At 41.2% G+C, this 14,585-nt stretch carries 9 protein-coding genes; 4 read left to right on the forward strand and 5 right to left on the reverse strand.

Going from position 1 to position 14,585, the window contains the following annotated elements; genetic code table 11:
* Nucleotides 1-31 precede the first annotated feature (31 nt).
* Nucleotides 32-442: a PaaI family thioesterase gene (locus tag I2I04_RS08700; protein WP_195654818.1), complete on the reverse strand. Its 411-nt coding sequence runs from the start codon at nucleotides 440-442 to the stop codon at nucleotides 32-34.
* 203 nt (nucleotides 443-645) lie between these two features.
* On the opposite strand from I2I04_RS08700, the gene I2I04_RS08705 reads away from it, so the two are divergent.
* From I2I04_RS08705 to I2I04_RS08715, 3 genes are all read left to right on the forward strand, one after another.
* Entirely contained in the window at nucleotides 646-1,848 is a 1,203-nt protein-coding gene (locus tag I2I04_RS08705; protein ID WP_195654819.1) for a glycoside hydrolase family 88 protein, read from the forward strand.
* 178 nt (nucleotides 1,849-2,026) lie between these two features.
* Complete coding sequence (locus I2I04_RS08710; protein ID WP_143256749.1) at nucleotides 2,027-3,577, forward strand: sulfatase; 1,551 nt, start codon at nucleotides 2,027-2,029, stop codon at nucleotides 3,575-3,577.
* Nucleotides 3,578-3,709: 132 nt separating this feature from the next.
* Nucleotides 3,710-6,571: a chondroitinase family polysaccharide lyase gene (locus I2I04_RS08715; protein WP_195654820.1), complete on the forward strand. Its 2,862-nt coding sequence runs from the start codon at nucleotides 3,710-3,712 to the stop codon at nucleotides 6,569-6,571.
* 139 nt (nucleotides 6,572-6,710) lie between these two features.
* Here I2I04_RS08715 and cysS read toward each other — a convergent pair whose 3' ends face one another.
* Both cysS and I2I04_RS08725 read right to left on the reverse strand, forming a co-directional pair.
* Nucleotides 6,711-8,192 (reverse strand): cysteine--tRNA ligase, encoded by a 1,482-nt coding sequence (gene cysS / locus I2I04_RS08720; RefSeq protein ID WP_195654821.1) that lies wholly within the window; start codon nucleotides 8,190-8,192, stop codon nucleotides 6,711-6,713.
* Between the two features lie 231 nt (nucleotides 8,193-8,423).
* The gene (locus tag I2I04_RS08725) at nucleotides 8,424-9,236 is read right to left on the reverse strand and encodes a Cof-type HAD-IIB family hydrolase (protein WP_195654822.1); all 813 of its coding nucleotides are present in this window, start codon (nucleotides 9,234-9,236) and stop codon (nucleotides 8,424-8,426) included.
* Nucleotides 9,237-9,616: 380 nt separating this feature from the next.
* Here I2I04_RS08725 and I2I04_RS23210 point away from each other — a divergent pair, with 380 nt between their 5' ends.
* Nucleotides 9,617-9,820, forward strand: coding sequence for a hypothetical protein (locus I2I04_RS23210; protein ID WP_229126958.1), 204 nt, complete (start codon nucleotides 9,617-9,619; stop codon nucleotides 9,818-9,820).
* Nucleotides 9,821-9,900: 80 nt separating this feature from the next.
* Here I2I04_RS23210 and I2I04_RS08735 read toward each other — a convergent pair whose 3' ends face one another.
* Together I2I04_RS08735 and I2I04_RS08740 are read right to left on the reverse strand one after the other, a co-directional pair.
* The gene (locus tag I2I04_RS08735; RefSeq protein ID WP_195654823.1) at nucleotides 9,901-11,928 is read right to left on the reverse strand and encodes a PL29 family lyase N-terminal domain-containing protein; all 2,028 of its coding nucleotides are present in this window, start codon (nucleotides 11,926-11,928) and stop codon (nucleotides 9,901-9,903) included.
* Nucleotides 11,929-11,952: 24 nt separating this feature from the next.
* A complete protein-coding gene (locus I2I04_RS08740) occupies nucleotides 11,953-14,451 on the reverse strand; it encodes a DUF4955 domain-containing protein (RefSeq protein WP_195654824.1) in 2,499 nt (832 codons plus the stop codon).
* Nucleotides 14,452-14,585 lie beyond the last annotated feature (134 nt).

The following is a 14,585-nucleotide window of genomic DNA, read 5'->3' on the forward strand; positions in this document are numbered from 1 at the left end:
TGCAGGTCGTTTTCCAGCTCTCTCTGTTTTTTTATTCCTGAACTTCGAAAGGCACTTTCTGATCCTTTCGGAACACGCTGGATTCAAAAGTAGCAATCAGCTCTCCGTTTTGGTTTGTTATATCTACCTGATAGCAACCTGTGCTTCGGCCGATATAGCGTTCACGTGCTTCGGCAAAGAGAGTGTCTCCAGGTCCGCTGGCACGTAGAAAAATAATAGTGGACGAGAGAGAGAAAGCTAGTGTGCCGTGCGAGTTGGCAGCTGCGGCAAGCGCCAGATCTGCTAATGTGAAGATCGCTCCTCCTTGTGTGCGGGCACCTGCATTAAGATGTTCGGATTTTATTTCTAATTTGGCTTTACTGTAACCTTTGCGTACTTCCAGCAGTACTACGCCTGCATTTTCGGCAAACAGATCGTTCTTAAAAAACTCTTGTGCGGTCATGATGATTTGATTTATAGTTTATAGGGTGAATTCTGGGTTATGAAAAGGTCACTCAGGCATAAATCATAATTCATAAATCCAAAATCTGTTGCAAATGTACCAAAATTGTCCTTCATTTGGATTATTTGGGTCGGTCAAATCTATTTAAATGCACTACTTTTGCCATCAAGAAAATTAATCACTTAACAAATAATCCCTGTATTATGAAAACAATTCTTAGCGCATTAGGATTTTCCCTTTTGATCTTAACGAGTTGCGGTGGACAAAAAAAGGTTGAAGTAGACTTTATTCAGGACAACATCGACAACGCAGTTGCACAAAACACGATTCAAACGGACATTATTGAAAAATCCGGTAAGATCCTGAATCCAAGAACCATCAACGGAGACGGTAGTATATCCTATATACCTATCGAAGACTGGTGTTCCGGTTTCTTCCCCGGCAGTATGTGGCTCACATATAATCTGACCGGAGATCAGAAATGGTTACCATTGGCCGAAAAATATACGGAAGCTCTCGATTCGGTAAAATATCTGAAGTGGCATCATGATGTAGGCTTTATGATCGGTTGCAGTTATCTGAACGGCTACCGTTTTGCGGACAAGAAAGAATATAAAGATGTAATTATTGAAACAGCCAAGTCACTTTCTACTCGTTTTCGTCCGAACGCGGGCGTTATCCAGTCATGGGATGCTGATAGAGGCTGGCAGGGAACACGTGGATGGAAATGTCCGGTGATTATTGATAATATGATGAATCTCGAACTTTTATTTGAAGCAACCACTCTTTCCGGTGATTCTACTTTCTATAATATTGCAGTGAAACATGCTGATACAACGATGGCTCACCATTTCCGACCGGATAATAGTTGCTACCATGTGGTAGATTACGATCCGGAGACAGGTGAAGTGCGTAAGAGACAAACTGCGCAGGGATATGCGGACGAATCGGCTTGGGCGCGCGGACAAGCTTGGGCACTCTACGGATATACTACTTGCTATCGTTATACGAAAGACAAGAAATATCTCGACCAGGTACAAAAAGTATATAATTTTATATTTAATAATAAGAATATGCCGGAAGATCTCGTTCCTTATTGGGATTACGATGCTCCGAATATTCCGAACGAACCGCGTGATGCTTCTGCTGCCGCTTGTACAGCTTCTGCTCTTTACGAACTGGATGGCTACCTGCCGGGTAATCACTATAAGGAAACCGCTGATAAGATTATGGAAAGTTTAGGCTCGCCTGCTTATCGTGCGAAGGTTGGAACAAATGGAAACTTCATCCTGATGCATTCAGTAGGTAGTATTCCTCACGGTCAGGAAATCGATGTCCCTCTGAACTATGCTGACTACTACTTCCTGGAAGGACTGATGCGTAAAAGAGATTTGGAAAAGAAATAAGGAATAAGAAATAAGGAATAAGAAATAACAAAAAATAATGAACGGTAAACAGTGAACGATGAATACTCTACAGATTCTAACGTAACATGTTTACCGTTTATCATTCAGCATTGATTGTTTATTATTCCCCTCTTATCATTTATCACTAACCTGTTTAAATCATTTATCGTAAACTATCATGAACAAACCTATTAACCTCCTTGTAGGAGGCCTGACACTGTTTGTTGCACAGGGTTGCAAGGCTCCGAAGCAAGTGACCCAACAAGCTGAACATCCCAATATAATCTATGTATTTCCCGATCAATACCGTAATCAGGCGATGGGCTTTTGGAACCAGGACGGATTCCGGGATAAAGTAAATTTTAAAGGAGATCCCGTGCATACTCCCAACTTGGATGCGTTTGCGCGTGAATCGATGGTACTGTCGTCTGCACAGAGTAACTGTCCGTTGAGTAGCCCTCATCGTGGAATGTTATTGACCGGTATGTACCCGAATAAAAGCGGTGTGCCATTGAATTGTAACTCCACACGTCCGATCAGTTCCTTACGCGAAGATGCGGAATGTATTGGCGATGTATTCAGTAAAGCAGGTTACGATTGTGCCTATTTCGGCAAACTTCATGCTGACTTCCCAACTCCGAACGATCCCGAACATCCGGGCCAATATGTGGAAGAGAAACGTCCGGCATGGGATGCTTATACTCCGAAAGAACGTCGTCATGGTTTTAATTACTGGTATTCTTATGGTACATTTGATGAGCACAAGAACCCGCATTATTGGGATACAGACGGCAAGAGACACGATCCGAAAGAGTGGTCGCCCCTGCATGAGGCAGGTAAAGTCATTTCTTATCTGAAAAATGAGGGCAACGTACGTGATACCAAGAAACCGTTCTTTATTATGGTAGGTATGAATCCCCCTCACAGTCCGTACCGTTCTTTGAATGACTGTGAAGAACAGGATTTCAATCTTTATAAAGACCAGCCTCTGGATAGTCTGTTGATTCGTCCGAATGTCGATTTAAAAATGAAGAAGGCAGCATCCGCCCGCTATTATTTCGCTTCCGTAACAGGTGTAGACCGTGCTTTCGGTCAGATTCTGGAAACATTGAAAGCGATGGGATTAGATAAGAACACAGTTGTCATCTTTGCTTCCGATCATGGTGAAACGATGTGTAGCCAGCGCACTGATGATCCGAAGAATTCCCCTTATTCCGAATCTATGAATATTCCGTTCCTGGTTCGTTTCCCCGGTAAGATTCAGCCGAGGGTGGATGATTTATTGCTTTCTGCTCCTGATATTATGCCTACGGTACTTGGCCTGTGCGGGCTGGGTGATTCTATTCCGGCAGAAGTGCAGGGGCGTAATTTTGCTCCTCTTTTCTTCGATGAAAAGGCGGAAATCGTTCGCCCTACCGGTGCGTTGTATATCCAGAATATAGATGGTGATAAAGATGAAAATGGATTGGTACAGACTTATTTTCCTTCCTCAAGAGGTATCAAGACCGCTCAATATACGTTGGCTTTATATATCGACCGTGATACGAAGCAATTGAAGAAAAGCCTTTTATTCGATGATGTAAAAGATCCATATCAACTGCATAACTTGCCTTTGGAAGAAAATAAGGAAATTGTGGTACAACTTTGCGGTGAAATGGGAGCTATGTTGAAGGAGATTAACGATCCCTGGTATACGGAAAAGATTCTGTCGGATCGGATTCCTTATTAACGATTTATGTATTCTTAATATAATCATTTAGGCACAGATTACACGGATTTCACGGTCTTTAGTGTTGTCATTGTTGCAAAGTAGCCGCATTCATCCGTGTAATCCGTGCCTAAAAAAGATAACAATTCAGTAATGAAAAGTAGTTGTTTTATAATATTATTCCTTTTGGGAATCATTCCTTCAACTTTCGCTCAACTCATCGGATTTGAAGAGGAAGTACCCGAAGCATTTAAAGTTTCCGGAAAGGGAGAAGTGAAAATCTCTTCTCTTTTTTACAAAGAGGGTGAAAGTAGTCTGGAATGGGACTTTCAACCCGGTTCTACGCTGGATGTTCAAATTGCTCCTTTATCGTTGAATACGAGAAACGAGAAGCAGTTCGGCATTACCTTGTGGATTTATAATGAGAAACCACAGCAGGATTCCATTCGTTTTGAGTTTCTGAATAAGGAGGGAGAAGTCTCTTATTGGTTCTCTTATCGTTTGCAGGCAGCAGGTTGGCGGGCTTGCTGGATCTCTTTTGAGTATATGCAGGGAGATAAGAAAGATAAGAAGATCGTAGCTTATCGGCTGGTTGCCCCGCAACGGAAGGGGCGTATCTTTCTTGACCGTCTGATTTTCCCGGAAAAGAAAATGAATCTTCGTACCACCCCCGATCAGCAGTTGCCTACTAATAATGGATTGTCTAATCGTGACCTGTGGCATTGGTGTCTCGTGTGGAAATGGGAACAACAGTCGTATGATATTCCTCTGCCTTCTAAATTAACAAGCGAGCAAAAGAAGGAACTGAAGACTATCGAACAACGTTTGACAGATTTTTTGGAAGTAAAGAAGGCACCCCAAGGAGCGATTAATGCTGCCTATAAGACATTTGAGAAGGCTGCAATTAGTCCGTCCATCGCCGGAACGGGATTTATAGGAACCCCTATTGTTGCTCCTGATGAACAGGACAAGAAGAAAGGGGAAATGTCATGGAATGATATTGAAACAATGCTTTCCGGTTTTGCTTATGATGCTTATTATAATCAGAACGAAACGTCAAAGAAGAATTATTTTACCGTATTCGATTATGCTATTGACCAGGGATTTGCATATGGTAGCGGTATGGGTACCAATCACCATTATGGATATCAGGTGCGTAAGATATATACGACTGCCTGGCTGATGCGCGATGCAATCTACAAACATTCTCATCGGGAAGCTTATCTTTCCACATTGCGTTTTTGGGCTGCTTTGCAGGAAACTCGTCAGCCATGCTCTCCAACACGTGATGAATTGTTGGATTCCTGGCATACATTATTGATGGCGAAATTTATCTCTGCTATGATGTTTCCCGATGCAAGAGAACAGGCGCGAGCTTTGAGCGGCTTGTCACGTTGGTTATCTTCTTCTTTGCGTTATACTCCGGGAACGATCGGTGGTATAAAGGTAGACGGTACGACTTTTCATCATGGCGGTTTCTATCCGGGATATACCACTGGAGTACTTGCGACTGTAGGAGAATATATTGCATTTACCAATGGTACAAGTTTTGAACTGACCGAAGATGCGCGCAAACACATGAAATCAGCCTTTATTGCTATGCGCAATTACTGCAATTTTTATGAATGGGGTATCGGAATCAGTGGCCGTCATCCTTTTGGAGGGAAGATGGGAAGCGATGATATCGAAGCATTTGCCAATATCGCTTTATCCGGCGATTTGTCCGGTCAGGGAAATACGTTTGATCGTGGTCTGGCTGCCGATTATTTACGTCTGATACGCAATAGTGATACTCCGAATGCGCGTTTCTTCAAGAAGGAAGGTATTCAACCGGCACAGGCTCCACAGGGATTCTTCGTTTACAACTATGGTTCGGCAGGCATTTTCCGTCGTGCGGACTGGATGGTGACATTGAAAGGGTATACTACTGACGTATGGGGCTCTGAAATTTATACGAAAGATAACCGTTACGGACGTTATCAGAGTTATGGCTCCGTGCAGATTATGGGGAAAGGAAATCCCGTGTCACGTGCCGGAAGCGGCTTTGTGCAGGAGGGATGGGACTGGAACCGTTTGCCGGGTACAACTACCATTCATTTGCCTTTCGACTTGCTTGATAGCCCATTGAAAGGAACGACTATGGCACGCTCCAAAGAGAATTTCTCCGGAAGCAGTTCTTTAGATGGTAAAAATGGAATGTTCGCTATGAAATTGGCAGAACGGGATTATGAGAACTTCACACCGGACTTTGTAGCTCGTAAATCCGTTTTCTGTTTTGATAACCGGATGGTTTGCCTGGGAACAGGTATTTCGAACTCCAATGCGGATTATCCTACGGAAACGACTCTTTTCCAGACAAAATATAATGGTAAGGAGCCCAAAGTAGGAGAGGATAACTATTGGCTTCATGATGGTTATGACAATTATTATCATGTAGTGGATGGAACCGTTCGCTCACAGGTGGCAGAACAGGAATCACGGCACGAAAAGACGCGTGAAGTAACTAAGGGAAAATTCTCTTCTGCCTGGATAGAACATGGCAAGGCGCCGAAAGAGGGGACTTATGAATATATGATATTGATACAGCCTTCAGCTTCCGATCTCGACGAATTGCGTAAAACTCCTGCATACGAGGTGCTGCAACGCGATCAGACAGCTCACGTTGTTTATGATAAAAAGACAGGTATCACGGCCTATGCTGCTTTTGAAGCTTATCAGCCTGTCGCTGATAAAGTGTTTGTCGCTATTCCTACGGAAACAATGGTGATGTATGCAAAGGAATCTGATAAGGGTATCCGTTTAAGTGTCTGTGATCCGAATCTGAATATAGAAGAGAAGACGTATACAACGAAAGAACCCAGCCGTCCTATTGCTAAGGAGATACGGCTTAAAGGACATTGGAGATTGACAAGCCCGATGGAAAATGTCCGGTTGGAACAGCAGGGAACCCAGACCGTACTGATGGTAACTTGTCAGCATGGACGGCCGGTTGAAATGCTCATGGAAAATAAATAATTAGTGAATAAGATAAGAGAAAATAAGAATTTAAAGAGAGGGTATTAGTTATCATGTTTCTATGAAAAAAAGAAGACCGGTTCGTGGTGAGCCGGTCTTCTTTGTATTTACAAGGTGCGTTGAGCACTTTCTTTTTTTGTTACTTATTCAGTCTCCATTCGAAACCGTCTTTGGTATCTTTGATTTCAAATCCGAGTGCTGTCAGTGTGTTGCGGATCTCGTCGGAAGTAGCCCAGTCTTTGTTGGCTTTCGCTTTCATACGTTGTTCCAGTAGCATATCTACTACCTTGCCGTAAGCTGCTTCACGACCATCTGAAGAGCCTTTTTCTTCTTTCAATCCCATGATGTCGAAACAGAATAGATGGAATGTTTCTTTCAGGTCTTTCAGGTCTTCGGCGGAGATGGTGGCATTGCCGGCAATGATATTGTTTATAATGCGGGCACCTTCGAAAAGCTGTGCGATGACAATCGGTGTATTCAAGTCGTCATTCATTGCTTCATAGCATTTAGCGCGCAGTTCTTTCACGTTGATTCCCTCTGAAGTTGCCGGTGCGGGAGTAATCTTATCCAATGCGTCAATGGCTTCCATCAGACGTTGCAGCCCTTTTTCGGATGCTTGCAGTGCTTCATTGCTAAAGTCTACCGTGCTGCGGTAATGAGCTTGCAGGATGAAGAAACGGATTGTCATTGGTGTGTAGGCTTGCGCCAGCAGCTTATGAGTACCGGTGAAGAATTCGTCCAGCGTGATGAAGTTGCCAAGTGATTTACCCATCTTGGTTCCGTTGATGGTAATCATGTTGTTGTGCATCCAGTAGTGAACCATGTCATCACCTTGTGAGGCTACCGATTGTGCGATTTCACATTCGTGGTGAGGGAAAATCAAGTCCATTCCTCCTCCGTGAATATCGAAGTGTTCACCTAGGTATTTGCGTCCCATAGCGGTACATTCCGCGTGCCATCCGGGGAAACCGTCGCTCCATGGAGACGGCCAGCGCATGATATGTTCAGGTTGTGCCTTTTTCCAAAGGGCGAAGTCGGCGGGATTGCGTTTTTCGCTTTGTCCGTCGAGGTCACGGGTGGTATTCAATACGTCGTCCAGATTACGTCCGGAAAGTTTTCCGTAATGGTGATCTTTGTTGTATTTGGCTACATCGAAATAAACGGAGCCTTCGCTTTCATAGGCGTATCCGGCATCCAAAATCTTCTGTACCAGTTGGATTTGTTCAATGATATGTCCTGAAGCATGTGGCTCGATGCTCGGAGAAAGTACATTCAGTGCTTCCATTGCTTTGTGGTAACGGTTCAGGAAATACTGGACAACCTCCATTGGTTCCAGCTCTTCCAGGCGTGCTTTCTTGGCAATCTTGTCTTCTCCGTCATCGGCATCATGTTCCAGATGACCTACGTCGGTAATATTTCGTACGTAGCGTACTTTATATCCTAGGTGGGTGAGATAGCGGAATAATACGTCAAAAGTAATAGCCGGACGGGCATGTCCTAAATGGGCATCTCCGTAAACAGTCGGTCCGCACACATACATGCCTACATGAGGCGCATGAAGCGGTACAAACAACTCTTTCTTTCTATCTAAGGTGTTGTAAATGGTAAGTTGATGTTCCATAACATTTTATATTTGTTTTATTGGAATCGCAAAGTTAGTATAAAATCTGAATATGCGCTCTATCTTTGATGAGTTGATTTTAAGTGTCGGGTCGTTTTTACCAGTAATGTGATTTGTTTCCCGGTATGAAACTAACAGTTTCACACCGAGGAACCAATAGTTTCATTCCTTGAAACCAAAGGTTTCTCACCGAGAAACTAAAACTCTGCCGGCATGTCAGTAGATGTTTGGCTATTGTTGACTGCAAAACTTATTGATTGCTTCTGCTACACCGTCCTCTTCGTTACTCAGGGTGATGTAATCTGCTGCTTTCTTTACAGGTTCTTGAGCATTTCCCATGGCAATCCCCAGTCCTGCAAACTTAATCATGGACAGGTCATTATATCCATCACCTATGGCTATAACTTCTTCACGTGCTACTCCTATTTCTTTTAACAGGACGGCCAGAGAAAGAGCTTTGTCGATACCTTGAGGGACTAATTCGAGAAAATAGGGTTCTGAACGGAAAACGTTAATATGTCCTTGTAGCCGGAGACTAAGTTCTGCTTCAAGCGGAATGAGTTTATCTGCGTCTCCCACGATGAGGCATTTGGCTACAGGAAGCGTGATCTCTGTGAGGAAGTCGTTTGTTTCTCGTACTGCCATTTTATTGAGAAAGGCCTCTTTCTGTACGTATGGGTCTTGAGAGTTTTCTGTTATTATATCTGCTCCGTCATAGGTTAATATACTTAGTTGGTGGGTACGGGCACATTCGTAGAGTATCGGAACAACTTCATTAGGTAACACATTTTCATATACCATCTCTTTTGTTTCCCAATTGATAATTTCACCTCCGTTATAGGAAAGGATGAAACCTCCAAATTCATTCATCCGTAATTCGTTGGCTAATGGTACAATACCATAAGTAGGTCGTCCGGAAGCTAATACGAGTCGTATTCCTTGCTCTTGTATACGTATTAGGGTTTCCCTGTTGCGGGGAGTGATTTCTTTTCTAGAATTGGTGAGTGTGCCGTCAAGGTCGAGCACGATAAGTTTGTATTTCATGTAGCGTTGTTTTGGGTGCAAAGATAGATTAAAAAAGTTTTTCCGCAAGGTGGTGGGGGAAAAGATATGGCTTTAGCTGAAATTGCACTATGATAGTGCAATTTGTTTTGCTATTTGCACTGTTATAGTGCAAATAATCGTATTCAAGCCAGCCGTTGTTTGTTCGACTTGGCAGATGCTTTTGTAAAGATTGGGGCAAATGCCTGTTTATTGAAGAAATTTATAAATATAAAAATTAGTCGGAAGAGCTTAATTTAATTTACGATTATCATTCAGAGTTGAATATTGTTTTTACAGGTCCATCTGTATTGGATATTAATAAAGGAGATTCTGATTTGAGTCTTCGCGGTGTCATGTATCAAATGTAGGGACTTTCTTTTTTGAACCAGACCCGCATCTTTTCGGATGTAATAGCTTCTCCTGTTTTTGATTTCTTGATTGATGATATGACATTTGAGGTGGGGGAAAGAAAAAAGGGACAAAAGCAAATTCAGGATGTACAGAAAGGATTTGTGGTGAAGGATGATGTTGAGAGAGGCTTTATGAATGTGGTGCCGTTGTGGCAGTTTGGGATGGGATGTTAAAATAAATTTATGATAATATAAAAATGAGGGTGTCCGAAAATGAAGTGACACCCTCTTTTTTAGTTAACTATAAAGGCTATTTATCTATTTTGCATTCCGTAATCTGTATATGGAGCTTTTAAACTATAGTCTCCTGTACTAAAATCTGTTGCATTGAATGGATTTTCGGTAAGGTAGGTTAATTGATCTGTAGTGGGATTACTCGGTCTACTAGTGGAGGCCGATGGAAAATTAACCCATTTTCCAGAACCTGCAAGGCCAAAAGCTATATTTTCCTGAACATCAAATGTTGGATTACTACCAGCTTTATATACAGCGCATAAGTTGGAACTTAAAGCAGATGAAGGATCTCCGTAGAAAGCATTCTTTTTAATTGTTATGGACTGTGCGTCATATACTTTTAAATGATAATTGGCTCCAACAAAATTGATAATTGTGTTGTTTTGTAACAGAACTTTTATAGATTGTTGATCAGGGGATTGGGCAGTACCATTTGTCCATCCGAAAATCTGTCCTTTTATAGCAACTGGGTTGTAGATTAGATTATTATCCATTGTTAGCTTCTGAAAAGCGTCCATATTAGATGTTTTTCCAAGATTGAATAGTACAATACTAGTATCAGTAGTTCCGGTTTTAGCGGGAGCATTCAATAAGAAACGATTATTTTTCAAATGTATAGTATTAATTCCAAATGTGAGGGAATTGCCGCTGGAAGTAACAAATAAATTCTTTTGCATCTCTGTTATTTCACAATCTTCAATAGATAAATTATTGAAACTTTCAGTTGCACTCGCGTTATTGAATAGATATGTTGCATTTGAAGCACCATTAATCTGGCTCATATCGATATGTAGATTCTTGAAGATAAGCTTTCCACTTATCAAGTTCCAACATAATTTTGGCTGTAACGTTGGTTTGCTATCACTGTATCGCCCTATAATGACAATCTCTGCATTGATTTTGGCAATTTTGTCTACAATGAAGTTGTATTCTCCATTTTCTAAAAATAGTAAGACCTTAGCACCTGCTTTTTGGGATATGTCATTCATTAAGTTAAGTTCTTCAGTCATATCTGCCGCTTTGTATAAGATAGGAGTACCATAATCATTCTTATTAACTTTTAGATCTCCGATTTCGATGTCTTGCCCATTATTGTATAAGGTATAATAGTCAATCCGTGTTTCTGCTTCTCCGAGTTCTACCTGTATTTTTGCAATGGCAGCATACGATCCTGAAGTAGCGAGAATAGACACATCTTTTGTATTATCAGCAACAGCACGCGATAAAGTCTTTGTTGTTGCAGGAGCTTTTATTGTCAATGTACCTTCATCATTATCACCGGACGGTTCTGATAAAGTCGCTTCCCAACCTTCGGGAGCAGTAATGATATAAGATTCTACACCCTTCATGTGTACAATGAAATCTTTCGTAGATCCTGCTGCGATTCTTTGTACACCTACAATACTTTCATCAAACTTGCAGTAGAAGTTGCTGATGATAGGGATAGATAACTTTGTGCCATCTCTTAATTCAATATTAAAGCTGTTGCCAACCTTTTCTACAGAGTTGAAGAATTTATCTTTTACGGCTTCCCCGTCAGTAGCTTTTACAGGGTTGCCTGCAGAGTCTTTCACATTTTCATAAGTAGTACCGTCGTAGCTGACTTGCCAGTATCCTGTTTCTGCATCGATCTGGAAAAGAGGAGTCTTTCCATTTTCTGCAGTTGCTTTTATAGGATTTCCACTTTTATCTTTCAGTTGTGTAAAAGTGACTCCGTTGTCATAGCTGACGGTCCAATAGCCATCGTTATCAATCCCCATTTGTGGAATCAAGGCACCAGCTCCGGTTTCCTCAACGAGTTTGAGTGTTTTGCCGTTGCTTAATGTTATTGTATATATACCATCCTTTAATTCAATATCAGTAATGGTAGCGCCTTCCTTGCAAAGTTCGCGTACAGCTTCAATGTTCCAGTTCAAATCTTGAACGGTTTTTTCAAGGGCGGTAACACGAGTCTTTAAATCGTTAACGTCGTCCCACAAGTCGTCTGTCTTATTACATCCTATCAGACATAAAGTCAGTAACATACATACGTACCAAAGTTTCTTCATAATTGTATTTTGTTTTTAAAGTTATTACTGGAGTGAATTTAACCAAGCCGGAACTGCACCTAAACGTTTGCGCAATTGGGCTTCGTAAAGTGAATATGGAGTGACTGTTTTACCTTGTTCCTCATTCAATTTCATTTGGCTTTCATTGAAGTTAATGCTTCCGCCATGATAGCCAACTACGATTGGGGGAAGGAATTTCCACCAAAGAGAATTACTATCCCACCAAATAAATGGAGAATCTGTGACATTATTCTTTGCGTTAAAGTTCCATAAAGTCAGATCGGCTAAATGATTAGGCATTTGATTATAATCACCCCCTTGGCGGAATCTCATAAAACCACCTGTACAACGGTCAATCAATGTAGCACGAGGTTGTGTTGCGTGAGACTCAAAACAAGCATCGGTTCCCCAGTCTACATTCCAAAGTACAGCACCTATACTTTGCTTGGAAACGCCACATGCATGATATTGTCCTGCTCCTTGTTCATATACATTTCTGTTGTCTATAAGGAATCCATTTGACTTATCTGTCACTTTACCTATAAATACACGTGATGAGGCTTGCGAACGAATGGCTGCATGTCCGCGGTTACCATCAATGATTACGTCGTATACTGATACGTTCGAACTATTAACGATAGAACTAGCTTCACTGACGCTACGAAAACCTACACGGCGCATCCATGAATTTGTTAGACGGACTAGATTAATCGGTTTGTAGGCTCCATCGTCCTCCCATGAACCGTGATGGGTAAAGTCTACCTTGGCTTTTCCTTCAAAGGTCATATCTTCCACACCTACGTTTTCATAGTGGGGGTATTTTTGGATAGTCCATTTCCATTGTGAATCTACAGCGTGCATGATTGGTTCTTTGAAAGTGATAGTTTGTCCGTTGATCGCTGCTACTAAATGATAATCATAGACTTGTACACCATCATTATGTAGATTAGTCATGTTTGAAGTAGGTTGATAAGGTGATAACTCAGTTTTGATAAGTTCCGGACTATTATCCACCAATTGTAAACATACCCAATCTCCAACTTTAATGCCTGTGGTGGAGGCTACTTCTACGGAGAAAGTTCCCTTATCGGCATTTCCTGTAACTTCAGTAAGCTGGGATAGTCCGCTATTATGCTTGATTTCCAGCATTACCGGCGAAGAATACATGACATTTGGATCTTTCGGTTGGTTGGGAGCATCCATTTTTATAATGGTTTGGTCGCGTCCGTCACCTTTTAGAATAACTCCTCCCATTAATAACTGGATTGTTTGTGATTGTCCATCTACATCGTCAGCTGCTGTATGTAAGATGTATTCTCCTTTGGGGAAATAAATTATAGCTTTGGCATTATCCACTTTAGAACCGATTTTAGCTAATATTTTAGTCAGAGCTTCTCGGTCAGACTTATTATCATTGGGAATAGCACCGTAATCTTTTACATTATATACTGTGTAACCTAAAGACCATACATCAGGGGGAGCAACTTCGCCATGCTTATAACCTGCATAGGAGAAATCAAGCAATAGATTGTCGGCTTCTCCCAAATTGTATTTATTCCATGCATCACATGCATTGGCATCATAACCTGTTGTCAGTAGTTGTACTTTGAGAGGTACTATACGAATATAGTTTTTGGAAGAAGTAATGATGATATTGATTATTTCTTCTTTATTCTCTATGTCGTTTGCCTTAGGAGAAGTAACAGATAGTTCATTGTCTTTTAAGATAATATTCCATCCTTTAGGAGCTTTTATTACAGCTTCTGTTACATCTTGTTGTTCTACCTCATAAAGACGTGTTTCGTTTAGTGGGAAAATTTGCATATCTTCCATTCCTTTTACCTTTAAGTAGAAAGTATCGATCACTTGAAGTTCAATGGTTTTGTCTGCATAGGTAACTGTAAGCTTTTTGGAAGTTGTGTTATATTCCACTTTGTCAAAGATCGAATTTTTACCAGCACTTTCAATGGCTTTTATTTTACTGCCATCGTTGTTGGTTAAGTTCTGATATGTTTTTCCATTATCATAGCTTATCAGCCAGTAACCATTTGCATCTATCTTTAGCTTGGGAGATTGAATGGGAGTGGCAGGTTTACTGGGATCACTAGGCTTACTGGTTGGAATGGCATATATTTTATTGCCATTAACGTCCTTCAAAGGCATATAAGTAGCACCTCCGTCTATGCTATAAATCCAATAGCCTTCATTATCTACAGATAAAGAGGGTACTAGTGCATTGACGGCTTCTCCACTCATAACGGTAATACTTTTTCCATCGCTTAATTCTACAGTATAGCCATTTTTGATGGGAGTGATACCCACAATGACTGGATCATTCAATAAGTACTGTAAACTTTCGATAGAGGTGTTCAATTGATTGGCTGTCTCTTCCAATATTTGGACGCGATTCTTAAGCGAATCAATTTCAGAACGCAGGTCATCCGTTTCTTGGCAAGATTGCAGAACGAATAACATGCTGCAAATACCAAATAGTAATAGGTAGGTAATGCTCCTGTTTTTCATACATTTATTATTTCGGGTTATTTATAATTTTCACAGTGGCAAAGATAACCGGATAAAATAAGAGTATATGGATAAAAAAATTCAGGAATACGATGAAATAATACATTTTACGTATCTCTGTGATAGATTGAGGC

The sequence above is a fragment of the Bacteroides sp. 1001136B_160425_E2 genome (assembly GCF_015559655.1).
Classification (GTDB): Bacteria; Bacteroidota; Bacteroidia; order Bacteroidales; family Bacteroidaceae; genus Bacteroides; species Bacteroides luhongzhouii.

Coding starts and splice junctions, on each gene's coding strand:
- I2I04_RS08700 (WP_195654818.1), bottom strand. CDS start 442: ATGACCGCACAAGAGTTTTTTAAGAACGATCTGTTTGCCGAAAATGCA.
- I2I04_RS08705 (WP_195654819.1), top strand. CDS start 646: ATGAAAACAATTCTTAGCGCATTAGGATTTTCCCTTTTGATCTTAACG.
- I2I04_RS08710 (WP_143256749.1), top strand. CDS start 2,027: ATGAACAAACCTATTAACCTCCTTGTAGGAGGCCTGACACTGTTTGTT.
- I2I04_RS08715 (WP_195654820.1), top strand. CDS start 3,710: ATGAAAAGTAGTTGTTTTATAATATTATTCCTTTTGGGAATCATTCCT.
- cysS (WP_195654821.1), bottom strand. CDS start 8,192: ATGGAACATCAACTTACCATTTACAACACCTTAGATAGAAAGAAAGAG.
- I2I04_RS08725 (WP_195654822.1), bottom strand. CDS start 9,236: ATGAAATACAAACTTATCGTGCTCGACCTTGACGGCACACTCACCAAT.
- I2I04_RS08735 (WP_195654823.1), bottom strand. CDS start 11,928: ATGAAGAAACTTTGGTACGTATGTATGTTACTGACTTTATGTCTGATA.
- I2I04_RS08740 (WP_195654824.1), bottom strand. CDS start 14,451: ATGAAAAACAGGAGCATTACCTACCTATTACTATTTGGTATTTGCAGC.